Origin of the sequence: Micromonospora sp. NPDC005806, from assembly GCF_042871425.1 — a bacterium.
Lineage (GTDB): Bacteria > Actinomycetota > Actinomycetes > Mycobacteriales > Micromonosporaceae > Micromonospora.
In genome coordinates, this window is record NZ_JBIAIL010000018.1 from 70,559 (window position 1) to 95,944 (window position 25,386).

Consider the following 25,386-nt stretch of genomic DNA (forward strand, 5'->3'; position numbering starts at 1 on the left):
AGTCGTGACCGAGACCCCGCCTGGCGCCCTCCGGCGGCCCATTGTGCCCGGTCTGACCGATCTGGAGGTCTTCGCCCGGGGTGGCTACGCCACCGTCTACCGGGCCACCCAGATCTCGGTGGGGCGCGAGGTCGCGGTCAAGGTGGAGAACCGCACCCTGGACAGCGAGCGCGACCAGGCCCGGTTCCTGCGCGAGGCGCGGGCCGCCGGGAGGATGTCCTCCCACCCGCACGTGGTCGACCTCTTCGACGTCGGGGTCACCATCGACCAGCACCCGTACCTGATCATGGAACTCTGCGACGGGTCGTACGCGGAGCGGATGCGCACCTCGCCGCTGGGTCCGGTGGAGGCCCGGGATCTGGGCGTCAAGATCGCCGACGCGCTCGCCCACTCGCACGCGGCCGGGGTGCTGCACCGGGACGTCAAACCGGCCAACATCCTCTACTCGCACTTCAACCCGGCGGTGCTGGCCGACTTCGGGCTGGCGGTGCTGGCCGAGGTGCGCGACGCCTCGGTCACCCTGGAGGTGCTCACCCCGGCGTACGCGCCGCCGGAGATGTTCAGCCACAGCCCGCCCTCGCCGGCCGTCGACGTGTACGCGCTCTGCGCCACCCTCTACGCGGTGATGCACGGCCGGCCGCCGCGCTGGCAGTCCGAGCGCAACCCGAGCCTGGTCACCGTGCTGGAGATGTTCAACCAGCCGATCCCCGGCCTGCCCGACGTGCCCGACCAGTTGGTCGACGTGCTGCGGCTCGGCATGTCCAACGACCCGGGGGAGCGACCGTCCGCCGTGGAGTTGGGCGCCATGCTCGCCGCGCTCCCGCTGGACCCGAACGCCCCGGTCAGCGGCGCGCCGATCTCCGGCGCCCCGGTCAGCGGCGGAGCCACCGGCGGCACCACCACCGGCGGGCCGTACCGCCTGGGCCGGACGGGGCAGCCGACCCCGCGGCCGCCCGCCGAGGACGACCACCCGACCGTGCCGGCAGCCGGCCGGCGCCGGCGTCGCTGGTTCCTCGGCGGCGCGGGAGTGCTCGCGCTGGCCGCCTCGGCCAGCGCGGGGGCGTGGCTGGCCGGCGGTACGCCGCCCGTGGGGTCGCCGACGCCGGTGGCCAGCGGGGTGGTCGATCCGACCGGGGCGAGGGTGCTGCCGGGCTGCGCGATCGGCGACGTACGCCTGCCGACCGGTGCCCGCTGCGCGCCGGAACTGGAGTGCTACGGGCCGGTGCGGCTGCGGCGGGACCGGGCGGAGGCGGCCCGGGTGCCGTGCGACGGCCGGCACACCTGGGAGACCTACGCCGAGGGCGACCTGCCCGCGGTGCTGGTCGGGGCGGGGCACGGGGCGGTCGTCGCGGACGCGGCTGTCCAGCAGGTCTGCAACCTCAGCACGTTCCGGCTCGTCAGCGGCATCCCGCAGGCGGCCGGCTGGAACCTGGAGGTGCTGCCGCCCTCCGGCACGGATGCGGATCGCACCTACCGCTGTCTGGCCGGGCGGGGTGTCGACGCCCTCGCCGTGCCGACCCTCACCGGTCGCTGAGGCCGTTCGGCGTCCGCTGCTCCCGGATCTGCCGGGGATCGAGCGCCTCCAGGGTGTCGGCGTCCACGCCGCCCGCGCCAGGCGTCGGCAGCTCCTCCGCCGGGGCGGCGTCGGCACCGCTCTGCCGGAGGGCGCTCACCGTCACCCCGGCGATCACCCCGAGCAGGACGCAGAGCAGCGCGAGGGCCACCGACAGGATGCCCGCGGGACGCCACACCAGCAGCGTCACCAGCGCCGCCACCGCCGCCAGCGACGCGACGGCGGCCGTCACCCGCGCATCGGGCTTCGGGAATGAGCTCACCCGACAAGCATCGCCCAGGCCGTCCACCTGTCAACCGCCGATCCGGGCGGCGGCCATGAAGAGTGGTCTGAGGGACTCCCGGGATACGGCGGGTGATCGGACACCCGCCGTATCCCAGGCCGGTCAGCCGAACGCGGTGGTGTAGTACCGCACCCGGTAGAAGCGGGCGCCGCTCTTGCGGTGGTTGCCGGAGCTGAAGTGGATGGTGCTGCTCCACTCGCCCTCGCCGGCACCCGGGACCACCCAGGTCCGCACCCCGTTGGGCAGCCGGGTGTACGCCTTCACGTGGTCGGCCGTGCTCACCACGCTCGAGGTGAACTGCCAGCTGTTGCCGGCGTACACCAGGCTGAGCGAGCGCACGTTGTAGGACGAGGTGAAGAAGTATCCGCTGCCCCGGTGGTCGGGGAGGATGTCGTGCCCGGTCTTCGCCCGACCCGCGCCGTCGCTGAAGGTGAGCTTCGTCCGGTACTTCAGCCGGGTGGCCGAGCCGTCGCCGGTGATCCCGTACAGCCGGACCTCGCCGCTGCCCACCGCGATGATGAAGCCGTTCTGGTTGTAGATCACCCCGTGGGCGCCGGGGAAGTTGATGAACTGCACCGCCCGGGTGCCCGGCTTGCCCCCGTTGCTGCTGGGAACGAAGAGGTGCAGCCCGCCGCCGGTGGACGAGCCGGTGGGTCCCTTCGAGGTGGCCACCACGATCGCCCCCTTGCCCTCGATCCGCTCGATCGAGTGCGGGTTGCCGTCGACGGTGGTCTGCCAGACGATCCCACCGGTCCGCGACGAGCTGATCGCGCTCTCGTCGATCATCGCCGCCCGGCCCAGGAAGTCTCCGGCCCCCGAGGAGGTGACCAGCATGACGGTGCCCCACTTGGCGGTGCCCCGGCGCTTGACGTCGGACAGGTTCGTCCAGGTGCCGGTGCGGCCGGGGGCCTGCCACAGGGTCGTCCCGCCGGTCCAAGCGGCGGGGTTGAAGCGGAGGATCCGCCCGCTGGCCTGCTCCGTCGCCATCACGTAGTACGTCGCCGCCTCGGCCGGGCCGGCACCGAGCAGCCCGGCGGCCGGGGCGGCCACCGCCGCGCCGGCGATGCCCCTGAGAATGGCTCTTCTATCCATCGCACCCTCCTATGTGGTCCGTCGCGCTCGATCCTGCCAGTGCGACGAGGGTGTCGATTCAGCCACCCCTTCCGGCCCACCGGGCCTCGACCGGATCAGTACGACTTGTCCTGGCCGAGCACGTGCTGGGCGACGAAGTTGAGGATCATCTCGCGGCTGACCGGGGCGATCCGGCCGGCCCGGACCGCGCCGAGCAGCGTGGCCACGCCGTACTCGGTGGTCATGCCGGCCCCGCCGAGCACCTGCACGGCGGTGTCCACGGCGAGCGCGGCGGCCTCGCCGGCCGCGTACTTGGCCATGTTGCCGGAGACGCCGGCCTCCAGGTCGCGGCCCGCGTCATAGAGGCTGGCCGCCCTGTAGATCATCAACCGGGCCAACTCCACCTGCACGGCGGCGTGCGCGAGCGGGTGGGCGACGCCCTGGTGGGAGCCGATGCTCCGGCCGCCCCACACCTTGCGGGTGGCGGTGTACCCGCTCGCCCGCTCGATCGCGTACCGACCGGTGCCCGCACCCATCGCGGCGACCGTGATCCGCTCCGGGTTCAGTCCGGAGAAGAGCGCCGGCAGCCCGGCGTCCAGGGACTCGCCGACCAGCGCGTCGGCGGGGAGCCGGACGTCGTCCAGGTAGAGCAGGAACTGGTTCTCCGGGGAGAGGATCTCCATGTCCAGTTTGGAGCATTCCAGCCCGGGCGCGTCGGTGGGCACGATGAACAGGGCCGGCCTGAGCTTGCCGGTCGCGGAGTCCTCGGTCCTGGCCACCACCAGCACGTGCTGCGCCTCGTCGACCCCCGAGATGTAGCACTTGCGGCCGGAGAGCAGCCAGTCGTCGTCGTCCCGGCGAGCCACGGTGCCGAGCCGGTGGAAGTTCGAGCCGGCCTCCGGCTCGGTGATCGCGAAGACGATCTTCCGGGAGCCGTCGGCGAGCCCGGGCAGGTGGCGCTTGCGCTGCTCGTCCGTGCCGTGCTTGTTGATCACGGTGGCGGCGATGGCGGGGGAGACCACCAGCAGCAGCAGCGGGCAGCCGGCCGCCGCCAGCTCCTCGCAGACGATGGCCAGCTCGGTGATGCCACCGCCCCCGCCGCCGTACTCGGTGGGGATGTTGACGCCGAGGTAGCCGAGCCGGCCGGCCTCGTGCCACAGCTCGGTGGTGTGCTCGCCGGCCTTGGCCTTCTCCACGAAGTAGGAATGGCCGTACTTCCGGCCCAGCGTCCGGACGGCGTCGCGGAGCTGGTCCTGCTCGGGGGTGAGGTCGAAGTTCATCGCGGGTCCTCCTCGGGATCGACCACGGCCAGCACGGCTCCGGTCTCGACCTGGCCGCCGGCCGGCACCGGCAGCTCGGCCACCACGCCGTCGGCCGGGGCGAGCACCGGGTGTTCGAGCTTCATCGCTTCCAGGGTCAGCAGCAGGTCACCGGCGGCGACCCGCTGGCCGACCTCGACGTGCACCCGGGTCACCGCGCCGGGCAGCGGTGCGAGCAGCGACCCGGCGGCCAGCTCCGCCTCCGGGAGCGGGAACCGGGGCAGCTCGGTGAGGCTCGCCGCCCCGTCCGGGCCGTCCACGAAGACCGCGGGCCCCACCCGGTGTACGCGGAACACCCGCCGCACCCCGGCCACCTCGAGCACCACCCGGTCCGGGCCGGCCTCGACCAGGCCCACCGTCGACGCGTCACCGGCGGCCGGCGTCGTCGACCACGAGGCGAGCGCCCCGGTCCGGTCCAGCCGGTAGCGGACCTCGATCTCGCCGTCCGGCCCGGCGTAGCGGACGGCCTGCGGGAAGGCGGGCACGTTCCGCCAGCCCGACGGCAGCCCGGCCAGCACCCGCGCCTCGGCGCGACGGGCGGCGGCGGAGGCCAGCGCGGCGGCGAGGGCGGCCAGCGGCATCCCGCCCGGCGGCAGCAGCGGGGCGAAGAACTCCTGGTGCCGCTCCAGGAAGCCGGTGTCGATCTCCACGGCGCCGAACTCCCGGCTGCGCAGCACCCGGACCAGCAGGTCGCGGTTGGTGGACACGCCGTGCAGTTCGGCCCGAGCCAGCGCGCCGGCCAGGGCCCGGGCCGCCTCGGCGCGGGTGGGCGCCCAGGCGACCACCTTGGCGAGCATCGAGTCGTAGTGGACGCTGACCGTCGAACCGTCGGCCACGCCGGAGTCCAGGCGTAGGCCCCTCGTCGGGGCGAACGTGCCCACCACCCCCGGGACCGTGAACCGGTGCAGGGTGCCGGTTGCCGGGCGGAAGCCCTGGGCCGAATCCTCGGCACAGAGGCGTACCTCGATCGCGTGGCCCTCGGCCGGCGGCGTCGCCGCCAGCGGCAGCGGCTCGCCCTCGGCGACCAGCAACTGCAGCCGGACCAGGTCGAGCCCGGTGACCGCCTCGGTGACCGGGTGCTCCACCTGGAGGCGGGTGTTCATCTCCAGGAAGTGGACCTCGCCGTCCGGTGCGAGCAGGAACTCCACCGTGCCGGCGCCGACGTAGTCGACCGCCCGGCCGGCGGCCACCGCCGCCGCGTGCAGCCGCTGCCGCACCTCCGGCGGGAGGACCCCCGGCGCCTCCTCGACGATCTTCTGGTGCCGGCGCTGGATCGAGCAGTCGCGTACCCCGAGCGCCACCACCGTGCTGTGGGTGTCGCCGAAGATCTGCACCTCGACGTGCCGGCCCCGCTCGACGTACCGCTCGATGAAGACCGTGCCGTCGCCGAACGCCGCGGCCGCCTCGCGGCGCGCGGACGCGACGGCCTCGGCCAGCCCGGCGGCGTCGTGGACGATCCGCATGCCGCGCCCGCCGCCACCCGCGGCCGCCTTGACCAGCACCGGGAAGCCGGTGACCTGGTCCTCCTCGATCCAGGTGGGCAGCATCGGCACGCCCGCGTCGGCGAGCAGCGCCTTCGCCGCCATCTTGTCGCCCATCGCGGCGATCGCCTTGGCCGGCGGCCCGACCCAGGTCAGCCCGGCGTCGGTCACCGCCGCCGCGAACTCGGCGTTCTCGGCGAGGAACCCGTAGCCGGGGTGGACGGCGTCCGCGCCGGACCGGCGGGCCGCCGCCAGGATCAGGTCGATCCGCAGGTACGTCTCGGCGGGCGTGCTGCCGGCCAGGCGTATGGCCTGGTCGGCCTCGGCGACGAACTGCGCCTCGGCGTCCGCGTCGGAGTGCACGGCGACCGTCTCCACGCCGAGCGCCCGGCAGGTGGCGAAGACCCGGCGGGCGATCTCGCCCCGGTTGGCCGCGAGGAGCTTTCGAATCATGACCGAGCCTGCCTTTCGTTCGCGACTGCGGGACTCCGCTTCGCTGCGTTCCTCGCGCTCACCGGGCCCTCACATCCGGAAGACGCCGAAGCCGTCGGCGCCCTTGACCGGTCCGTTGTGGATCGCCGACAGGCAGAGCCCGAGGACGGTACGGGTGTCCCGGGGGTCGATCACCCCGTCGTCGTATAGCCGGCCGGAGAGGAACAGCGCCCCGGACTGGGACTCGATCTGCTGCTCGACCATCGTCCGCATGGCGGCATCGGAGTCCTCGTCGTACTCGCGTCCCCGGGCGGCGGCGGCCTGCCGGGCCACGATCGACAGCACCCCGGCGAGCTGCGCCGGCCCCATCACCGCTGACTTGGCGTTCGGCCAGGTGAACAGGAACCTCGGCTCGTACGCCCGGCCGCACATGCCGTAGTTGCCGGCCCCGTACGAGGCGCCCAGGTTGACCGTCAGGTGCGGCACGGTCGAGTTCGACACCGCGTTGATCATCAGGGCGCCGTGCTTGATGATGCCGCGCTGCTCGTACTCGGTGCCGACCATGTAGCCGGTGGTGTTCTGCAGGAAGACCAGCGGGGTGTCGGCGGCGTTGGCGAGCTGGATGAACTGGGCCGCCTTCTGCGCCTCCTCGCTGAACAGCACGCCGCGGGCGTTGGCCAGCACGCCGACCGGCCAGCCGTGCAGCTCGCCCCAGCCGGTGACCAGCGCGGTGCCGTAGTTCGGCTTGAACTCGTCGAACTCGCTGCCGTCCAGCACCCGGGCCAGCACCTCGCGCGGGTCGAACGGCACCTTGAGGTCGGCGCTGGCGATGCCGAGCAGCTCCTCCGGGTCGTACCTGGGTGGCTGCGGGAACGGGTTGCGCGGCGGCGGGCCTTGCTTGCGCCAGTTGAGCCGGCGTACGCACTGCCGGGCCAACCGGATCCCGTCCCGCTCGTCCTCGGCGAGGAAGTCGGCCAGGCCGGACCTCGTGGCGTGCATGGCCGCGCCGCCCAGCGACTCGTCGTCGGTGACCTCGCCGGTGGCCATCTTCACCAGCGGCGGCCCGGCCAGGTACACCTGCGACCGATCGCGGATCATGATGGTGAAGTCCGACATCCCGGGTACGTACGCGCCCCCGGCCGTGGCGTTGCCGAAGACCACGCTGACGGTGGGGATCCTCGCCGCGGAGAGCCGGGTCAGGTCGCGGAACACCCGGCCGCCCGGGACGAAGATCTCCGCCTGGGTGGGCAGGTCCGCCCCGGCCGACTCCACCAGGTTCACCATCGGCAGCCGGTTGGCCAGGGCGATCTCCCCGGCCCGCCGGGTCTTGGCCAGCGACCAGGGGTTCACCGCGCCGCCGCGTACCGTCGGATCGTTGGCGACGATCAGGCACTCCACGCCCTCGACCACGCCGATGCCGGTGACCGTGCTGGCCCCGACCGGGAAGTCGGTCCCGTACGCGGCCACCGGCGACAGCTCCAGGAACGCGCTGTCCGGGTCCAGCAGCAACTCGATCCGCTCGCGGGGCAGCAGCTTGCCGCGCTGGTGGTGCCGGGTCACGTACTTGTTGCCGCCGCCGGCCCGGGCCTGGTCGAGCGCGGCGTCCAGCTCGGCCAGGCGGGCCAGCAGGGCCTCGCGGTTGGCGCGGTGGGCCGGCGAGGTCGGGTCGACGGCGCTGTCCAGCGTGGTCACAGGCCCATACCCTTCGCGATGATCTCGTTCATGATCTCGGTGGTGCCGCCGCCGATGCCGAGGATCCGGGCGTCCCGGTAGTGCCGCTCCACCTCGGCGTCGCGCAGGTAGCCGAAGCCGCCGTGCAGCTGCAGCGCCGCGTCGACGACGTGGTCGCAGGCGGCCACCGCCACGTTCTTCGCCATCGCCACCTCGGTGACCACCGGCTCGCCGGCGCCGACCCGGGCCGCCACCTCGTGCACGTACGCCCGGGCGGCCTCGGCGCGGGTGTGCATCTCGGCCAGCCGGTGCCGGACGAGCTGCCGGCTGGCCAGCGGCCGGCCGAAGGTGGACCGGTCCCGGCACCAGCGGGTGGCCAACTCCACGCAGCGCTGCGCGGTCGCGTACGCCTGGGTGGCCAGGGAGAGCCGCTCGGTCGCGAACTGCTGCATGATCGCCAGGAAGCCGGTGTCCTCCGGGCCGATCCGGTTCGCCACCGGCACCCGCACGTCGACGAAGGACAGTTCGGCGGTGTCCGAGCAGTGCCAGCCCAGCTTCTGCAGCCGCCGGCCCACGGTGAAGCCGGGCGTGCCCTTCTCGATCACCAGCAGGCTGAGTGCGCCGGAGCCCGGCAGGGCGGTGCAGACGGCGGTGGTCACGAAGTCCGCCCGGACCCCACTGGTGATGTAGGTCTTCGACCCGTTCACCACGTAGTGGTCGCCGTCGAGCCGGGCGAAGGTGCGGATGCCCGCCACGTCGGAGCCGCCGTCCGGCTCGGTGATCGCCAGCGCGCCGATCATCGTCCCGGCCAGGGTCGGCCGGACGTACCGGTCGATCAGGTCGTCGTTCCCCGACGCCACCATGTGCGGGAGCGCGATGCCGTGCGTGAAGAGGGCGGCGACCAGGCCGGACGAGCCGCCCGAGCGGATGATCTCCTCGGTGACGATGATCGAGTCGAGCAGGTCGCCGCCGCTGCCGCCGACCGACTCGGGAAAGCCGATGCCGAGCAACCCGATCTTCGCGGCGGTCTCGTGCAGCGACCGGGGCACCTCGCCGGCCCGCTCCCAGTCGTCCAGGTACGGCAGCACCTCCCGGGTGACGAAGGCGCGGGTCAGCTCGCGGAGCTGCCGCCGTTCCGGGGTGTCCACGATGGTCACGACGGCACCCCCGGGGTGAGGTCGGCGGGCAGGTCCACCACCCGGGAGCGGAGCAGCTCGCCGAGCGCCTTGGCCTGCGGGTCGAACCGGGTGGAGGCGGCCACGCCCGGTCCGAGCAGCCCCCGGATGACGAAGTTGACCGCGCGCAGGTTCGGCAGCTCGTACCGCTCGACGGTCAGCGGGGCGGTCTCCGGCAGCAGCTCGGCCAGCCGTTCCGCGGTCAGCCAGTCGCGCAGCCAGGCCCAGGTCCCGTCGGTCCGGGCCCAGACGCCGAGGTTGGCATCTCCGCCCTTGTCGCCCGACCGGGCCCCGACCAGCTCACCCAGCGGCCCCCGCCAGGTCGGCGGCAAGGAAGGGGCCCCGCTTGACGCCTCGCGTTGTACCGGGGGCCCCGGCAGACACGTCACCGGCGGTGGCGCGATCGGCTTCCGGGTGCCGTCGGGCAGCACGGCGACGTGCGCGACCGCGTCCTGGGGGATCGTGTCGGCGGTGAAGGCCCCGTACGGGGTGGCGTCGCCGGGCAGGGTGGTCAGCGTGCAGCCCGGGTAGGAGGCGAGCGCCAGCTCCACCGCGGCCGCCGAGAAGGACCGCCCGGCCCGCGCCTTGTCACCGTCCCGCAGGTGTACGTGCAGCAGCGCGCTCGCCGCCTCGGTGTCGGCGGCGTCCGGGTGGTCCGTCCGGGCCAGGGCGAACTCCAGCCCCTCCTTGCCGACCGCGTCCTCCAGCTGGGCCTGGACCAGGGCCGCCTTGGCCGGGATGTCCAGCCCGCAGAGCACGAACGTCATGGAGTTGCGGAAGCCGCCCAGGTTGTTGACGCCCACCTTGAGCGTGCCGGGTGGCGGGGTGCCCCGGACGCCGGAGACGCCGACCCGGTCCGGGCCGTCCTGAGCCAGCTCCACCGTGTCCAGCCGGGTCACCACGTCCGGCCCCAGGTACGCCGGCCCGCCCACCTCGTACAGCAGCTGCGCGGTGACCGTCTCGACGGTGACCGCGCCCCCGGTGCCGGGGTGTTTGGTGAGCACCGACGAGCCGTCGGGGTGGATCTCGGCGATCGGGAAGCCGGGGCGGTGACCGCCGTCCGGCAGTTCGGTGAAGAAGCTGAAATTGCCGCCGGTGACCTGCGCCCCGCACTCGATCAGGTGCCCGGCGACGGTGGCCCCGGCCAGCGCGTCGAGGGCGTCGCGGCCCCAGCCGAAGCGGGCGATGGCCGGGCCGACCGCCAGTGACGCGTCGGTGACCCGGCCGGTGACTACGACGTCCGCCCCGGCGTCGAGGCAGGCCGCGATCCCGAACGCCCCCAGGTACGCGTTCGCGGTGAGCGCGTCCGGCCGGGTCAGTGCGTCGCCCTCGACGTACCCGATCCGGGTGGGGAGGCCGAGCCGGTCGGCGAGCGCGCCGATCGCGGCGGCCAGGCCGGCCGGGTTGAGCCCGCCGGCGTTGGTGACCAGCTTGACCCCGCGGTCAAGGGCGGCGCCGAGGCAGCCCTCCAGTTGCCGGAGGAAGGTCCTCGCGTAGCCGAGGGAGGGGTCGCGCATCCGGTCCCGGCCGAGGATGAGCATGGTCAGCTCGGCCAGGTAGTCGCCGGTCAGCACGTCCAGCTCGCCGCCGTCGAGCATCTCCCGCCAGGCGGAGAGGCGGTCGCCGTAGAAGCCGGAGGCGTTGCCCACCCGCAGCACCGGGGTCACGTCGTCACCCCGACGTGCCCGCTGCCGGCCGCCTCCCGCTTGACGCCGGGTGGGCCGGCGAACGCCTGCGCCACGTCCAGCCACTCGTCGGCCACCGGCCCGCTGGCGACCAGGGCCAGGTCGGCGCGGTGCCGACGCTGGTTCACCAGCAGGCAGAAGTCGAGCGCCGGCCCGGTGACCCGGTCCGCCGCCTCCGCCGGCCCGAAGGCCCAGGTGTCCCCGTCCGGTGCCGCCAGCTCCACCCGAACCGGCGCCGTCGGCACCGCACGGCCGTGGGCGGCGAAGCTGTGCCCGAGGGTACGGAAGCCGAGGTGCGCGATGTGCCGCAGCCGGGCGGTCGGGGGGCGGCGGACGCCCAGCGCGTCGGCCACGTCCTCGCCGTGCGCCCAGGTCTCCATGATCCGCGCGGTCACCATGGAGGTCGGTGACATTCCGGTGCCGTACCAGGGCAGCTTCTCCCCGGCCGGGGCGGCGGCGAGGGCCGCCGCGAGCGCGGCCCGGCCGGCCCGCCAGCGGTCCAGCAGCTCGGCCGGCGGGGCGAGGAACGACTCCGCGCCGTCGTCGACCAGGCGGGACGGGTCCGGCGCCGAGACGACCGAGGCGTAGAACGCCTCGGCGTCGGTCGCGGCGAGGTGCGCCACGTGGTCGGTCCAGGCCAGGTGGGCGATCTGGTGGGCGACCGTCCAGCCCGGAGCCGGTGTCGGCCGGTCCCACGCTTCCGGCGGCAGCGGCGCGACGAGGGCGTCGAGCTGCTCGGACTCGGCGGCCAGATCCGTGAGCAGTGCTGTCAGGTCGACCATGGTGCCTCCGGTCAGGGGGTCAGTGCCGCTCACGCCCGGGCGCCGGTGCGCCGTCGTCGGGGGCGAGCAGGGTGGCGAGCTGGCGCTTCCAGGCGTGCAGCAGGGCGGTGCGGCGGGCCGAGTCGTCGCTGAGCAGGTTGGCCACGCCGAGGCCGCGGAGCAGGTCGAGGGTGGCCTGCACGGCCTCCCGTACGCCGGGCCGGCGCTCGTCCACGTCGAGCAGCGCGACGGTCAGCCGGTGCATCTCGCGGCCGACCCGGGCCTCCAGCGGCACCAGGGCGTCGCGTAGCTCGGGGTCGGTGCGGGCGGCCACCCACAGCTCCAGCGCGGCTACGAAGAGCGGTCCGGTGAAGGCGGCGGCGAGCAGGTCGACCACCCGGTCGAGCCGCTGCGGGCCGGCCGGCAGCGCCTCGGCCTCGGTGCGCAGCTCCACCGCCCGGAGCTCGGTGAGGTGGGTGACCGCGGCGGTGACCAGGGCCGCCTTGGTCGGGTAGTGGTGCAGCTGGGCGCCCCGGGAGACCCCGGCCCGGGCCGCCACCACCGTGGTGGTGGTGCCGGACCAGCCGTGCTCCACCAGGCACTCGACGGTCGCCTCCAGCAGCCGGGCCTGGGTGGCGCGGCTGCGTTCCTGTTGCGGGACGCGGGTCGATGCGACGGGCACGGGGACAGCGTGCCGCCCGCGAAACAAACAGTCAAGACTGACTTTTTCGTCGACAGGTCAAAGTGGCCGATGGTCGCTTTGTCGATGTTTTCAATCCAGGTACGTGGATCTTCCTGTCCGTGGGGCGGTGGGCTAACGTGCGGCCTCACCAACATCAAGGAGGTGTGCCATGACCCGACCTCCCTCCGAGACAGCCACTCAGGTGGAACGTTTCGGCTACCGCCAGGAACTCAGCCGCTCGCTCAGCTTCACGGATCTGCTCATCTACGGATTGATCTTCATGGTGCCGATCGCCCCCTTCGGCATCTTCGGCAGCGTCTACGCCGGCTCCGGCGGCATGGTGGCGCTGGCCTACATCATCGGCATGGTCGCGATGATGTTCACCGCTCTGTCGTACGCGCAGATGGTCCGGGCGTTCCCGATGGCCGGATCGGTGTACAGCTACACGGGACGTGGCATCGCGCCGCCCGTCGGCTTCCTCGCCGGCTGGGTGATCCTGCTCGACTACGTCCTCGTGCCCGGCCTGCTCTACCTCGTGGCCAGCGTGGCCATGCACGACCTCGTGCGCGACGTGCCGGTGTGGGGCTGGCTGGTGGCATTCGTCGTGCTCAACACGATCGTCAACTATCTCGGCATCCGGATGACCGCCAGGGTGAACCGGGTGATGCTCGCCGCCGAGCTCGTCATCCTGGCGATATTCCTGGTCGTCGGCGTGGTCGCACTGGCGCAGGGCAAGGGCGACGGCTTCTCGCTGCGGCCGTTGTTCGACGCACACACCTTCTCCTGGCCGCTGGTGTTCGGCGCGGTGTCGATCGCCGTCCTGTCCTTCCTCGGCTTCGACGGGATCTCCATGCTGGCCGAGGAGAGCCGCGAGGAGGCCCGCCAGATCGGCCGGGCGATGGTCGGTGCACTGCTGCTGGCCGGCGCCCTGTTCATCGTGCAGACGTGGGTCGCGGCCCTGCTGGTGCCGAACGCGGCCGACCTGCTCGACAAGGGCGACCCGGACGGAACGGCCTTCTACGACGCCGCCCGGGTGGCCGGTGGCGGCTGGCTGGCCGGGCTCACCGCTCTGGCCACCGCGATCGCGTGGGGCTTCGCCAACTCCCTGGTGGCCCAGGCCGCCACCTCCCGCCTGCTCTACGCGATGGCCCGCGACCGGCAGATGCCGCGTTTCCTCGCCCGGATCAACCCGAGACACCAGGTGCCGGCCAACGCCACCCTGCTGGTGGCCGGGATCTCCCTCGCGCTCGGCCTCTACATGGCCAGCCGGGACGACGGAATCTCACTCCTGACCACGCTGGTCAACTTCGGGGCGATGACGGCATTCCTGGCGCTGCACGTCTCCGTCGTGACGCACTACGTCGTCCGCAACGGCAGCCGGGACTGGCTGCGGCACCTCGTCGTACCGGTGATCGGGTTCCTGATCCTGCTCTACGTGGTGATCAACGCGAAGGTCGCCGCCCAGGTGCTCGGCTTCATCTGGTTGGGCATCGGCGTGGTCGTCCTGCTGACCTTCTACGCGACCGGCCGGCGCCCCGAGCTCGCCGCTCTCGCCGAGGCCGCACCCGAACCGACCGACGAGCCCGTCAAGGAGCCGCAGTGACCGAGGTGGTGAAGTACCGGCCGGAGCCGGACGAACTCTCCTACACCTTCGGCGGGCGCGAGGCGGTGCTCCGGGTACGCGCGGGCACGATCCTCGAGCTGTACACCGAGGACTGTTTCGGCGGGCGGGTCCGCGGCGTCGACGACCTGCCCTCGCAGGTGTGCGAGTTCCCCTACCTCAATCCGGTGACCGGGCCGATCCACGTCGAGGGCGCCGAGCCGGGCGACACCCTCGCCGTCCACTTCGTCGCCATCGAACCGGCCCGGGACTGGGCCGTGTCCAGCACCTTCCCGCACTTCGGCGCGCTCACCAGCACGCACACGACGGCGACCCTGCAACCGCCGCTCGACGAGGTGGTCTGGCGGTACGACGTCGACGTCGCCGCCGGCACGGCGACCTACCGGGCGCGGCGCGGCGACTACACCGTGGAGCTACCGCTGGACCCGATGCACGGCACGGCGGGGGTGGCGCCGGGCGCCTTCGAGGCGCGGATGACGATCACCCCGGACGCGCACGGCGGCAACATGGACAGCCCGGAGCTGCGCGCGGGGGTCACCGCCTACTTCGGCGTGAACGTGTCGGGAGCGCTGTTCGCCCTGGGCGACGGGCACTGCCGGCAGGGTCACGGCGAGGTCTGCGGCACCGGCCTTGAGGCGGCCATGAACACCACGGTCGTGGTGGACGTCATCAAAGGCGTGGGTACCCCTTGGCCACGCCTCGAGTCCGACGACGCCCTGATGTCCACCGGCTCGGCCCGCCCGCTCGAGGACGCGTACCGGATCAGCCAGCACGACCTCGTCACCTGGACCGCGGAGCTGCTCGGTCTGGACCAGCTCGACGCGTACCAGCTGATCAGCCAGGCCGGTGAGGCACCGGTCGGCAACGTGTGCGATCCGAACTACACGATGGTGGCGAAGGTGGCCAAGCGCTACCTGAGTGGCATGAGCGGGTACGACGGAGTGCATGCCCGGCTGCGCGAAACGGCCCGCGACTACCTGACCCACCGCTGACCGGGAGCAGGGACCGGCCTGGTCGCCAGCCCGGCCGGTCCCGTGCCGAGCCGCCCGGTCAGCGGCCGTCGCGCGGGCCGAAGACGGTGAGCGCGTCGACGTCGCTGTGCACGGAGCGCAGGTATTCGTCCGCCCAGGCGGCGGCGTCCGGGAAACCCGACTCGGCGGCCACCCGCGCGCAGGCGGCGTCCACGTCGTACCAGGTCCGGCGGAGCTGCACGCCGGGACCGAGCAGGGCCCACCAGGCGCCCGCGCCGCCGTACGGCATGCCGACGCTGCCCGGGTTGACCACCAGGCGGCGGTCGACCAGCCGGGTGAACGGCATGTGGGTGTGCCCGCAGACCACGGTGCCCACCTCGGCCGGCAGGCCGGCGAAGACCTCGGCCCAGCGGTCGAGCCGCGAGTCGACCAGCACGACCTCCTCGTCGTCGCGGGGCGTCGCGTGGCAGAAGAGCACCTGACCGAGGCCGGCCACGGGCAGGGTGACGGTCGGTGGCAGCCCGGCCAGCCGGGCGAGCTGGTCGTCGCGGAGCTGCGCGGCGGCCCAGTTCGACACCTCGATCGGGGACGGCTTTCCGGCGCGCGCCTCGACCAGCTCCCGGTCGGCGTTGCCGCCGACCCAGCAGGCCCGGTCGCCGAGGGCGGCGAGCCGGTCCAGCACCTCGACCGGCTGCGGGCCGGCCGCGAGGTCACCGGTGAGCACGATCAGGTCGGCGGCGGCGACGTCCGGCTCGGCCAGCACGGCCTCCAGCGCCGGCAGCACGCCGTGGATGTCGGAGAGGACGGCGACCCGTTCGAACATCGCTCCACCGTGGCCCCGGCCCGCCGCGATGTCCAGGGATTCTGCGCCGGGCAGAGGGCGCGCGGGATTGTCGCCGCCGCCTACCGTGGGCGCCGGCGCCCGGGACGGCGCGCCGGCCTGGGTGTGGGAGGCGGCGGTGGCGAGGCGGAAGGCACGACGCTGGCGAACGGCGCGAGCGGGGGCGGTGCCCGGGACGCCCCCGCCCGCTTCGGTCCAGCGCGAACCGCGGAGCCGCTGGCGGCCCGGCTACTGGCTGCGGCTCCCGGCCTTGTCCGCGTTCCTCTTCGCCTGCGGGGTGCTCATCGTCGTCAACTGCGGGATCGGCGGACTGGTCGACGGGCAGCACCTGCGGGAGCGGGGCGAGACGACCAGCGCCGTCGTCGAGAAGGCGCGCAAGCAGCGGCGAGGGGTATCGATCACGGTGCGGATCACCACGCCCCGCGGTGAGGTGGTGCGCGCCCGGTTGATCGAAACGCCGGACGACCTGCCGACCCCCGGCGACCGGCTCACCGTCGTCTACGACCCCGAGGAGCCCGGGTACGCGTACCTGTCCGGCCACGAACCCTCGGTGTTCGGTCCCGTCCTGTTCATCGTCCTCGGGGTGGTGCCCGGCGCGCTGTACGGCTGGTACCTGCGGCGGACCTGGTCGCACTGGCGCGACCAGGCCGATGACTGGCGGCACCGCCGGCCGGTGCCCCGCCTGGGCGAACGGCAGAATCCGTGGCCGCGCCGCCGATCGCGGGCCTGACCGCGGACGGAACCGGCCCGGGCCGCGCGAGGGCGGGCCGGGCCGGGCGTACGGGAGGTGTCAGACCCGCGCGCGGCGGGCCAGGCGTTCGGGGTCGAGGATGATGATGCTCTTGCCGTCCAGCCGCAGCCAGCCGCGCGAGGCGAAGTCGGCGAGCGCCTTGTTGACGGTCTCCCGGGAGGCGCCGACGAGCTGGGCGATCTCCTCCTGGGTCAGGTCGTGGGTCACCCGCAGCACGCCGCCGTCGCGGGTGCCGAACCGGCCGGCCATCTGGAGCAGGTTCTTGGCGACCCGCCCCGGCACGTCGGTGAAGATCAGGTCGGCCAACGAGTCGTTCGTCCGGCGCAGCCGGCGGGCGAGCACCCGCAGCAGCTGCTCGGCGATCTCGGGCCGGTTGTTCAGCCAGGGCCGCAGCGCCTGCTTGCGCAGGCGGACCAGCCGGGTGTCGGTCACCGCGGTGGCCGTCGCCGTACGCGGGCCGGGGTCGAAGAGCGACAGCTCGCCGACCATGTCCGACGGGCCCATCACGGCGATCAGGTTCTGCCGGCCGTCCGCCGCGCGGCGACCCACCTTGATCTTGCCGGACAGGAGGATGTAGAGACTGTCGCCGGGCTCGCCCTCGTTGAACACGACCTCGCCCTTACGGACTTCGATCGTCTCCATCTCCTTGGCGAGCGCCTCGGCAGCCTCCGGGTCGACACCCTGGAAGATCCCGCTGCGGGCCAGTACCTCGTCCATCGCGCACCTCCGCCTGCGCGTGCCGTCCGTCGGCCGGGTCCGCCGTCCGCTGATCCCTCGCGCGCCGCCAGTCTAGGCGCACATGAGCAGGAATCAGAGGTGCACCCCTCGGATCGTAGGCTCTGGGGCGTGCTGAGCGAGCCGTTCCTTACCACCCGTCCCGAGGACGGGTGGGACGTCCCATTGCTGGTCTGGCGTGCCGAGGAGCCGCTGCTGGCGGTCGGCACCGCCCCGCTCGGCGGTGGCATGGGCGTCCGTCGATGGGTGGTCAACGCGACCGTGCCGATGTCGTACGACCGGGACGACCCGGCCGACCACCTGGCCGAGCTGGCCGCCGGGCTGAGTCTGGCCGGACCCGGGGTCGGGTTGCTGACCGGGGTGGACGTGGCCGAGGTGGTGACCCGCGCCGACACCGGCGTCCGAGTCTGGGCGACCGTCGGGCTCGGCACCCCGGTCTGGGCCGCCGCGCCCGCGCCGGCGACCCCCGCCCAGCGCGTCGGCACGGTCAACGTCGTCGCGTACGTCCCGGCCCGGCTCGGCGACGCGGCCCTGGTCAACGCGGTGGCCACGGCCACCGAGGCGAAGGCGCAGGCGATCTGGGAGCTGGGGCTGCCGGCCACCGGCACGCCCACGGACGCGATCACCGTGCTCTGCCCGGCCGACGGCACGCCGGCCGCGTACGGCGGTCCCCGCTCGACCTGGGGCGCCCCGCTGGCCCGAGCCGTGCACGCCGCCGTCCTGGCCGGTGGCGTGGGCACCGTCGTGCCCTGGTCGGACCGGCGGGCGGGCTGAGGCGGCGCCGCCTGCTCGGCTGGTCGGGTTTCCGACCGATCGGCCATCGTCGGAGCGTTCTCCGCGCGGTAACGTCGCCCACGATGTATTCTCCGGCCCTTTCCGCGTCCCGTCCGCGACGTCGCGCGGCCGCCGTCCTCGGCGCGCTGCTCGCCGCCCTGCTGGCGGGCGGCTGCGCCGGATCGACCGGTGCCGACCCGGTGTGGCAGCCCGGCGCGGGCGCCGGCTCCCCGGTCCCGGCCGAGGCCGACCAGCCGGTCCAGCCGGTGGGCGAGTCCGACAAGGCGGTCTCCCTCGCCGCGACCGGCGATGTGATCATGGGCAACGCCCCGAACCGGCTGCCGGCCGACGACGGGGCGGGCTTCTTCGACGACGTCAAGGCCGCGCTCAAGGGCGACCTGGTGATGGGCAACCTGGAGGAGCCGCTCACCGAGGACACGGGCGCCGGCAAATGCGGGCCGAACCCGCAGAACTGCTACCAGTTCCGGGCGCCCCCGGAGTACGCGGCGCATCTGAAGGACGCCGGGTTCCAGCTGCTCAACCAGGCCAACAACCACGGCTACGACTACGGCCCGAAGGGCTACGAGAACACCCAGCACGCGCTGGAGGAGCACGGCCTGGAGCACACCGGCGCCCCGGACCAGATCACCGTGGTCGAGGTCGAGGGCGTCACGGTGGCGGTGGCCGGCTTCTCCTCGTACGTCTGGTCCAACAGCCTGGTCGACATCGAGGCGGCGAAGCGGGTGGTGGCGAAGGCGGCCACCATGGCCGACCTGGTCGTGGTGCAGGTGCACATGGGTGCCGAGGGCGCGGACAGGAGCCGGGTCAGGCCGGGCACCGAGCTGTTCTTCGGGGAGAACCGGGGCGACCCGATCAAGTTCTCCCACGCGGTGATCGACGCCGGCGCCGACCTGGTCGTCGGCCACGGTCCGCACGTGCTGCGCGGCATGGAGTTCTACAAGGGGCGACTGATCGCGTACAGCCTGGGCAACTTCGCCGGCGGCGGGAAGTCGCTGAACAGCTCCGGCCGACTCGGCTGGGGCGGGGTGCTCAAGGTCACGCTCAAGCCGGACGGCGGCTTCGTCGCCGGCACCTTCACCTCCACGGTGATGAACGGCGTCGGCCGGCCGTCGATCGACCGGCAGCATCGCGGCCTCGGGCTGGTCCGCGACATGAGCCGGGCGGACTTCCCGCGGACCGGGGCCAGGCTGGACGGAGCCGGCCGGATCAGCGCGCCGACGGGCGCGTAACGCGGGTGGCCCGGCGCGTGGGCCCGTCGGGACGTCGGCCCCGCGACGTAGGCTGGCCGGCGTGACCACGCGTTCCCCCGAGACCGACCTCGGTCGCACCCGCCGCGCCCGGCGGATCGGCCGGGTGCTGACCGAGACGCACCCCGACGCGCACTGTGAACTCGACCACTCCAACGCGCTGGAGCTGGCCGTCGCCACCATCCTGTCCGCGCAGTGCACCGACAAGAAGGTCAACGAGGTCACCCCGAAGCTCTTCGCCCGCTACCGCGCCGCCGCCGACTACGCGGCGGCGGACCGCGCCGAGCTGGAGGAGCAGATCCGGCCCACCGGGTTCTACCGCAACAAGACCACCTCGTTGATCAACCTCGGCCGCGCCCTCTGCGAGCGGTACGACGGGGAGGTCCCCGGGAAGCTGGCCGACCTGGTCACCCTCCCCGGCATCGGCCGCAAGACCGCCAACGTGATCCTCGGCAACGCCTTCGGCGTCCCCGGGATCACGGTCGACACCCACTTCCAACGGCTGGTGCAGCGGTGGCGGCTGACCACCGAGACCGACCCGGTGAAGATCGAGCACGCCATCGGCGCGCTGTATCCGAAGCGCGACTGGACGATGCTGTCGCACCGGATCATCTTCCACGGCCGCCGGGTCTGCCACGCCCGCAAGCCGGCCTGCGGCGCCTGCACGCTGGCGAAGCTCTGCCCGTCCTACGGCACCGGGCCGACCGACCCGGTGGCGGCGGCCAAGCTGCTCAAGGGTCCCCGCGCCCGGGACCTCGCGGCGGCCGTCGGGATCGACCCGGACCTGGTGCCGCAGCAGGCGATCGCGGCGGACGTGCCGTGAACCGTCGACTCGCGTGCCTGGTCGTCCCGGTGCTGCTGGCGCTCGCCGGCTGCACCGCCACGGCCCAGCCGCAGGAGGGGGGAGCGCCGCCGACCCGGCCCGAGCGTCCCTCGCCGTTCGCCGACTGCGCCACGCTGACCACGGCGCCGTCCCCGCCCGCCGCGGCGCCGGGCGGCAACCCCGGCGACCCGCTGCCCGAACTGACCCTCGCCTGCTTCACCGGGGGCACCCCGGTCGCGCTGCGGGACGTGCCGGGCCCGGCGGTGATCAACGTCTGGGCGTCCTGGTGCCCGCCCTGCCGCAAGGAGCTGCCCGCGTTCCAGCGGCTGCACGAGCGGGCCGCCGGGCGGTTCCAGGTGATCGGGGTGAACAGCCGGGACAGCCGCGGCGGCGCGCAGTCCATCGGCGAGGACTTCGGCGTCCGCTTCCCGATGCTGGTCGACCAGGGCGACGCCTTCGAGCACGCGCTGGGCCGCAACGCCTTCCCGCTGACCGTCTTCGTCGACGCGGACGGCCGGATCCGGCACACCGACTCGACCGGCGCGCTGGACGACGCCCGCCTGGCCGAGCTGGTCCGTACGCACCTCGGCGTGGACGTGACGGCATGAACCGCCAGCCGCCCGGGTGGCTGGACCCGTTGCTCGGCCGCCTCGGCACCGCCCGGGCCGAGGACTTCACCCGGCTCACCACCCCGGAGAGCGGCGGCCGGGAGAGCGCCGTGCTGGTGCTGCTCGGCGAGGAGTCGAGGGTCGGCCCGGACGTGCTGGTCCTCCAGCGTGCCGCCACCCTGCGCAACCACGCCGGGCAGCCGGCCTTCCCCGGCGGCGCGGCCGACCCGGAGGACGCCGACGCCAGCGCCACCGCGCTGCGCGAGGCGAACGAGGAGGTCGGGCTCGATCCGGGCAGCGTCACCGTGCTGGCCGAGCTGCCGAAGCTGTGGATCCCGGTCAGCGACTTCGTGGTCACCCCGGTGCTCGCCTGGTGGCACGCGCCGCACCAGGTGCACCCCCGCGAGCCGGCCGAGGTGGCGCACGTCGCCCGGCTGCCCGTCGCCGAGCTGGTCGACCCGGACAACCGGGTGCGGGTACGCCACCCGAGCGGCTGGATCGGCCCGGCCTTTTCGGTGCGCGGAATGCTGGTCTGGGGCTTCACCGCCGGAGTCCTGAACACGCTGCTGGAGATGGGCGGCTGGGCCCGCCCCTGGCCGCGCGCCCGGGTGATCGAGCTGCCGCCGACCGGCGCCACCCCGGCCCCCTCCGCCGGCACCGACGAGGTCGAAGAGACCCCGGTGCGGTGAGCCGGAGCGGGCTACCGGCGCGCACCTGAAGCTCACGTTCAGCGAGCGGCCAGCCTCTTCCGGGCCCGGTGCCCGTACCCTGGGGGCGTGTCCGCCGTGGATCTCGTACTGCTCCTGCTCATGCTCGTGTTCGCGATCAGCGGATATCGTCAGGGCTTCGTCATCGGGGCGCTGTCGTTCTCCGGGTTCTTCCTGGGCGCGCTCGTCGGCCTCCAGGTCGGCCCGCTGATCGCCCGGCAGTTCGCCGACAGCGGCACCCGGGTGCTGATCTCCCTCGTCGCGGTCTTCGGGCTCGCCGTGCTCGGCCAGGCGCTGGCCGGCTGGATCGGCTCGCACCTGCGCCAGACGATCACGAACGAGGTGGCCAAGCGGCTCGACGACATCGGCGGTGCGCTGGTCTCGGTCTTCGCGGTGATGTTGGTGGCCTGGCTGGTCGCGGTGCCGCTGGGCTCGTCGTCGCTGCCCTGGCTGGCCTCCTCGGTGCGTAACAGCGCCCTGCTCACGGTGGTCGACCGGGTGCTGCCGGACAAGGCGCAGGAGCTGTCCACGGCGCTGCGGGACACCGTCGACACCAACGGCTTCCCGGACGTCTTCGGCGACCTGGCCCCGACCCGTGCCCGCCAGGTCTCCCCACCCGACCCGGCGCTGGCCGGCTCCCAGGTGGTGCAGACCAGCCAGCGGGCGGTGGTCAAGGTACTCGGCTCCGCGCCGAGCTGCGCCCGCCGCATCGAGGGGTCCGGCTTCGTGTACGCGGACGACCGGGTGATGACCAACGCGCACGTGGTGGCCGGCACCCGCTCGGTGGCGGTGGAACTGCGCGGCGAGCGGTACGACGGCGAGGTGGTCGTCTACGACCCGGAGCGGGATCTGGCCGTGCTGCACGTGCCCGGGCTGCCCGGCCCGTCCCTGCGCTTCGCCGCCGGGCAGGCCGGCAGCGGGGCGGACGCCATCGTGCTGGGTTTCCCCCTCGACGGCCCGTACGACGCCCGGCCCGCCCGGATCCGGGACGTCGATCGGATCACCGGACCGGACATCTACTCCTCCGGTGACGTGACCCGGGAGATCTACACGATCCGGGCGCTGGTGCGCAGCGGCAACTCGGGCGGCCCGCTGGTCTCCTCGAACGGGCTGGTGCTCGGGGTGATCTTCGCGGCGGCGGCGGACGACCCGAACACCGGCTTCGCGGTGACCGCCGCCGAGGCCCGGCCGGTGGCCCTCGCGGGCGCGGAGCGTACCCGGGCGGTCGGCACCGGCGACTGCACCTGAGCGGACGGACGGGCCCGACCCCAGGTCAGCGTGCGGTCGAGCATCGCCCGGGCCATGATCGCCACGCAGGTGCCGCCGTTGAGGAAGGACGCCAGCACGTCGCTGGGGTGGTGCATGCCCCGGTACATCCGGGTGACCGCCACCCCGACCGGCACCAGGACCAGCAGCGTCCACCAGCTGACCTTGGCGGCGGTGCTCCTCGCCCGGAGCGCCAGCAGCACCGCGATGCCGACGTAGAGCGCCATCGCGGCGGACGTGTGCCCGGACGGGAAGCTGGACGTCGGCGGGGAGACGTCCATGTGCTCGACGGCCGGGCGGTGGCGGTCGATGACCATCGTGGTGAAGAGGAAGACCAACGCCTGCGCGCTCACCGCCGCGCAGAGGAAGAGCGGCTCCCGCCAGCGGTGCAGCACCAGCCGCAGCACCAGCGCCGCCAGCACGGTCACCACGACGATCAGTTGGGTGCTGGCCAGCGTGCTGAACACCAGCGACACGTCGTTCCACCCCGGCGTCCGGCCGGCCGCCAACTCACGGTTGACCGTGTCCTCGACGGTGAACGGCCAGGTCTTCGCGAGCACCCGGGTGACCAGGAGGCCCAGCGCCACCATGACGGAGAAGAGCAGGGCCACCGGCAGCAGGATCCGCCGGGCGACCTGGACCACGAGATCGGACATGCGGCGCCCTTTACCCCGCCCGGCGTCGAACTACGCCCCGTCCGGATCTGACTCGGCCAGCTCCGGCTCGACACCCTCTTGGACGGTACGCACCGGCCGGCGACCGGTCCGGGTCCGCCAGGTGGTGAAGGCGGCGGTCGTCGCGGCGACCATCGCGACGCCGAGCAGCCAGCCGCCGACCACGTCGCTGGCCCAGTGCACGCCCAGCGCGATCCGGCTCAGCCCGGTCACCACCGCGAGCAGCACCGCCACGGTCCAGAGCGCGCAGCGCAGCGGCCGCCGGTCCCGGGCGAACGGCAGGAAGACCAGCAGCAGCACCCCGGCGGCCAGGGTGGCGTTCAGTGCGTGACCGGACGGGAACGAGAACCCGGCCGCCCGGGCCACCGGGTCGAGCAGGTCCGGGCGGTGCCGCCCGACCAGCAGCTTGAGCAGCGCGCCGAGCAGACCGCCGACGGTCATCGTGGTGACCGCCCAGAGGGCCAGCCGCGGGGCCCGGCGCAGCAGCAGCCAGACCACCAGCACCGCGACGGCCACGCGGAGGGGGCCGGGGGCGAAGACGTCGGTCCAGACGCTCATCACCCGCACCCAGCCCGGGTGGTCGAGCGCGTACCCGTGCAGCGCGTCGGTGATCGACGCGTCCAGCCGGAACAGCGGCGGCCAGGCGCCGAGCACCAGCAGCGCCAGCAGGGCGAACGGCACCAGCACCAGGAACGCCGCGGTGGCCGCCAGGGTGAGGCGGAGGCCCAGCGAATGTTCCGGATCCAGGCGTCGGGTCCGCCAGGACCGCTCGACCTCCGACACCCGACCGTCCGCGTCCCGCCCGTTCATACGCTGACGACTACCCCGCGGAGGGCTCGGCCAGACCGCCCGGCTCAGCGGCCGGACTGGCGGAACCGGCGGACCACCAGCGCCGCGCCGGTGACCAGGGCGGCGAAGAGGGCCAGGCCGGTCCAGAGCCGCTCCGGCCCCGAGTCGTCCGCCTGGCCGGCCGGGCGAGCCGACCACTTGGACTGCTGCTTCGGCGAGACGCCGAACGGGTCGCCGCCCTGCCCGGCCGCGGCGGCCCGGGTGTCCCGGCCGGTGCCGGGCGCCGGGCCGAAGCCCACCACGCCGGGGGAGTCGTTGTCGTCGAGCGGGTTGCTCCCGACCGACGGCACGTCGGCGGTCAGCGCGGCCACCGGATCCACCATCCCGAAGCCGAACCGGTCGTCCCGGCCGGTCGGGCCGAGGTCCTTCGCGGTGCTGATCAGCCGGTTGACCACGTCGCCGGCGGACATCTGCGGGTACCGGGACCGGATCAGCGCGGCCGTCGCGGCGACCAGCGGGGACGCGAAGCTGGTCCCCTGCACCCGCCAGTACGCGTTGGGGCCGCGGGCCCCGACGAGCGCGGTCGCCGGGGCGGTGAGCACCGTCTCGTGGCCGGTGATCGAGCCGGACCAGAGGTTCTCACCGTTGCGGTCCAGGCCGGCGACGGCGATCACCCCCGGCTCGCGGGCCGGGTACCAGACCTTGCGGCTGTTCGAGGTGGCCAGGTTGCCGGTGCAGGCGACCACCACCACGTCCCGGGCGAAGGCGTAGTCGAGGGCCGCGGCCAGGGCCGGGCTGTTCCCGCTGCCGCCGAGGGACAGGTTGATCACCCGGGCGCCGTTGTCGACCGCCCAGCGCACCCCCTTGGCGACGATCATCGCGTCGTCGTAGCGGTTCTCGTCGTCGAGCACCCGGACCGGCAGGATCCTGGCGTCCGGCGCGAGGCCGACCACGCCGCGGTCGTCGTCGTTCCGCCCGGCGATCAGGCCGGCGACCGTGGTGCCGTGCCCGACCGGGTCCGGGCCGTCGGCGCCGTCGGGGGAGACCAGGTCGAGGCCGGGGAGCACCTGGCCGGCCAGGTCCGGGTGGGAACCGTCCACTCCGGAGTCTACGACCGCCACCACCACCCCGCGCCCGGTCGACGTCCGCCAGGCGGTCTTCGCGTTCAGCTCGTCGAGCTGCCACTGCTCCTCGCGGACCGGGTCCGCCCGGGCCGGGGCGTCCACCGGAGCGATCCAGGCCGGCTCCCGTGCCACGGTGGCCGGGTGGGCCGGGGCGGCGTACACGGGTGCCGCCGGCGGACCGGCCACGGTGGCCACGGCAGCCGCCGCACCGAGCAGCGCGCGTCCGAAGAGACGCCGGGCCACGGTCGGGGCTCCCTGCCGATCCCTGGTCACATTCCCCAGCCATTCATCGTGACAGAAA

At 73.7% G+C, this 25,386-nt stretch carries 23 protein-coding genes and 1 pseudogene; 10 read left to right on the plus strand and 14 right to left on the minus strand.

All coding sequences use genetic code 11. The annotated features are described in order from the left end of the window. Positions 1-4 precede the first annotated feature (4 nt). Positions 5-1,534 carry a serine/threonine-protein kinase gene (locus tag ACFYOS_RS19785; RefSeq protein WP_387143333.1) on the plus strand — a complete coding sequence of 510 codons (1,530 nt, stop codon included), beginning with the start codon at positions 5-7 and terminating at the stop codon, positions 1,532-1,534. Here the strand turns inward: ACFYOS_RS19785 and ACFYOS_RS19790 are convergent. From ACFYOS_RS19790 to ACFYOS_RS19830, 9 genes are all read right to left on the minus strand, one after another. Next, positions 1,521-1,835 (minus strand): hypothetical protein, encoded by a 315-nt coding sequence (locus ACFYOS_RS19790; protein WP_387143336.1) that lies wholly within the window; start codon positions 1,833-1,835, stop codon positions 1,521-1,523. The genes ACFYOS_RS19785 and ACFYOS_RS19790 overlap by 14 nt on opposite strands. A 123-nt stretch (positions 1,836-1,958) precedes the next feature. Continuing rightward, positions 1,959-2,948, minus strand: a complete 990-nt coding sequence (locus ACFYOS_RS19795) for a hypothetical protein (protein ID WP_387143339.1) — start codon at positions 2,946-2,948, stop codon at positions 1,959-1,961. A 95-nt stretch (positions 2,949-3,043) separates the two neighbouring features. Next, entirely contained in the window at positions 3,044-4,207 is a 1,164-nt protein-coding gene (locus ACFYOS_RS19800; RefSeq protein ID WP_387143343.1) for an acyl-CoA dehydrogenase family protein, read from the minus strand. Beyond that, positions 4,204-6,180 carry an acetyl/propionyl/methylcrotonyl-CoA carboxylase subunit alpha gene (locus ACFYOS_RS19805; RefSeq protein ID WP_387143346.1) on the minus strand — a complete coding sequence of 659 codons (1,977 nt, stop codon included), beginning with the start codon at positions 6,178-6,180 and terminating at the stop codon, positions 4,204-4,206. The genes ACFYOS_RS19800 and ACFYOS_RS19805 overlap by 4 nt, the downstream gene beginning before the upstream one ends. 69 nt (positions 6,181-6,249) lie before the next feature. Beyond that, a complete protein-coding gene (locus ACFYOS_RS19810; protein WP_387143349.1) occupies positions 6,250-7,851 on the minus strand; it encodes an acyl-CoA carboxylase subunit beta in 1,602 nt (533 codons plus the stop codon). Next, positions 7,848-8,987 (minus strand): acyl-CoA dehydrogenase family protein, encoded by a 1,140-nt coding sequence (locus ACFYOS_RS19815; protein WP_387143352.1) that lies wholly within the window; start codon positions 8,985-8,987, stop codon positions 7,848-7,850. Before ACFYOS_RS19815 ends, ACFYOS_RS19810 begins: the two co-directional genes overlap by 4 nt. Continuing rightward, positions 8,984-10,672 carry an acyclic terpene utilization AtuA family protein gene (locus tag ACFYOS_RS19820; RefSeq protein WP_387143355.1) on the minus strand — a complete coding sequence of 563 codons (1,689 nt, stop codon included), beginning with the start codon at positions 10,670-10,672 and terminating at the stop codon, positions 8,984-8,986. Before ACFYOS_RS19820 ends, ACFYOS_RS19815 begins: the two co-directional genes overlap by 4 nt. Beyond that, positions 10,669-11,472: a TIGR03084 family metal-binding protein gene (locus tag ACFYOS_RS19825; protein WP_387143358.1), complete on the minus strand. Its 804-nt coding sequence runs from the start codon at positions 11,470-11,472 to the stop codon at positions 10,669-10,671. Before ACFYOS_RS19825 ends, ACFYOS_RS19820 begins: the two co-directional genes overlap by 4 nt. A 19-nt stretch (positions 11,473-11,491) precedes the next feature. Beyond that, on the minus strand, positions 11,492-12,133 hold the full coding sequence (locus ACFYOS_RS19830; RefSeq protein ID WP_387143361.1) for a TetR/AcrR family transcriptional regulator: 642 nt from the start codon (positions 12,131-12,133) through the stop codon (positions 11,492-11,494). Positions 12,134-12,302: 169 nt separating this feature from the next. On the opposite strand from ACFYOS_RS19830, the gene ACFYOS_RS19835 reads away from it, so the two are divergent. Beyond that, on the plus strand, positions 12,303-13,736 hold the full coding sequence (locus ACFYOS_RS19835; RefSeq protein WP_387143364.1) for an APC family permease: 1,434 nt from the start codon (positions 12,303-12,305) through the stop codon (positions 13,734-13,736). Beyond that, complete coding sequence (locus ACFYOS_RS19840; protein WP_387143367.1) at positions 13,733-14,746, plus strand: acetamidase/formamidase family protein; 1,014 nt, start codon at positions 13,733-13,735, stop codon at positions 14,744-14,746. Before ACFYOS_RS19835 ends, ACFYOS_RS19840 begins: the two co-directional genes overlap by 4 nt. 58 nt (positions 14,747-14,804) lie before the next feature. Here the strand turns inward: ACFYOS_RS19840 and ACFYOS_RS19845 are convergent, their stop codons facing one another. After that, the gene (locus ACFYOS_RS19845) at positions 14,805-15,548 is read right to left on the minus strand and encodes a metallophosphoesterase family protein (protein WP_387143370.1); all 744 of its coding nucleotides are present in this window, start codon (positions 15,546-15,548) and stop codon (positions 14,805-14,807) included. Positions 15,549-15,732: 184 nt separating this feature from the next. Between ACFYOS_RS19845 and ACFYOS_RS19850 the strand changes: the two genes are divergently transcribed. Next, on the plus strand, positions 15,733-16,296 hold the full coding sequence (locus ACFYOS_RS19850; RefSeq protein WP_387143373.1) for a DUF3592 domain-containing protein: 564 nt from the start codon (positions 15,733-15,735) through the stop codon (positions 16,294-16,296). A 60-nt stretch (positions 16,297-16,356) separates the two neighbouring features. Here the strand turns inward: ACFYOS_RS19850 and ACFYOS_RS19855 are convergent, their stop codons facing one another. After that, a complete protein-coding gene (locus ACFYOS_RS19855) occupies positions 16,357-17,034 on the minus strand; it encodes a Crp/Fnr family transcriptional regulator (RefSeq protein ID WP_007073398.1) in 678 nt (225 codons plus the stop codon). A 129-nt stretch (positions 17,035-17,163) separates the two neighbouring features. Here ACFYOS_RS19855 and ACFYOS_RS19860 point away from each other — a divergent pair, with 129 nt between their 5' ends. From ACFYOS_RS19860 to ACFYOS_RS19885, 6 genes are all read left to right on the plus strand, one after another. Then, positions 17,164-17,826: an adenosylcobinamide amidohydrolase gene (locus ACFYOS_RS19860; protein ID WP_387143376.1), complete on the plus strand. Its 663-nt coding sequence runs from the start codon at positions 17,164-17,166 to the stop codon at positions 17,824-17,826. 83 nt (positions 17,827-17,909) lie between these two features. Further along, a complete protein-coding gene (locus ACFYOS_RS19865) occupies positions 17,910-19,076 on the plus strand; it encodes a CapA family protein (protein WP_387143379.1) in 1,167 nt (388 codons plus the stop codon). 61 nt (positions 19,077-19,137) lie between these two features. Beyond that, the gene (gene nth, locus ACFYOS_RS19870) at positions 19,138-19,917 is read left to right on the plus strand and encodes an endonuclease III (RefSeq protein WP_387143382.1); all 780 of its coding nucleotides are present in this window, start codon (positions 19,138-19,140) and stop codon (positions 19,915-19,917) included. Beyond that, positions 19,914-20,525 (plus strand): TlpA family protein disulfide reductase, encoded by a 612-nt coding sequence (locus ACFYOS_RS19875; protein WP_387143385.1) that lies wholly within the window; start codon positions 19,914-19,916, stop codon positions 20,523-20,525. Before nth ends, ACFYOS_RS19875 begins: the two co-directional genes overlap by 4 nt. Continuing rightward, positions 20,522-21,214, plus strand: coding sequence for an NUDIX hydrolase (locus ACFYOS_RS19880; RefSeq protein WP_387143388.1), 693 nt, complete (start codon positions 20,522-20,524; stop codon positions 21,212-21,214). The genes ACFYOS_RS19875 and ACFYOS_RS19880 overlap by 4 nt, the downstream gene beginning before the upstream one ends. Positions 21,215-21,301: 87 nt before the next feature. Further along, entirely contained in the window at positions 21,302-22,480 is a 1,179-nt protein-coding gene (locus ACFYOS_RS19885; RefSeq protein ID WP_387143392.1) for a MarP family serine protease, read from the plus strand. Between the two features lie 44 nt (positions 22,481-22,524). On the opposite strand, the pseudogene ACFYOS_RS19890 reads toward ACFYOS_RS19885, so the two are convergent. The 3 genes and pseudogenes from ACFYOS_RS19890 to mycP form a co-directional block, all read right to left on the minus strand. After that, positions 22,525-23,154: pseudogene (locus ACFYOS_RS19890) on the minus strand (phosphatase PAP2 family protein); the annotation flags it as partial. 30 nt (positions 23,155-23,184) lie between these two features. Further along, positions 23,185-23,982 carry a phosphatase PAP2 family protein gene (locus ACFYOS_RS19895; protein WP_387143395.1) on the minus strand — a complete coding sequence of 266 codons (798 nt, stop codon included), beginning with the start codon at positions 23,980-23,982 and terminating at the stop codon, positions 23,185-23,187. Between the two features lie 44 nt (positions 23,983-24,026). Next, positions 24,027-25,358, minus strand: coding sequence for a type VII secretion-associated serine protease mycosin (gene mycP / locus ACFYOS_RS19900; RefSeq protein ID WP_387143398.1), 1,332 nt, complete (start codon positions 25,356-25,358; stop codon positions 24,027-24,029). Between the last annotated feature and the right edge of the window lie 28 nt (positions 25,359-25,386).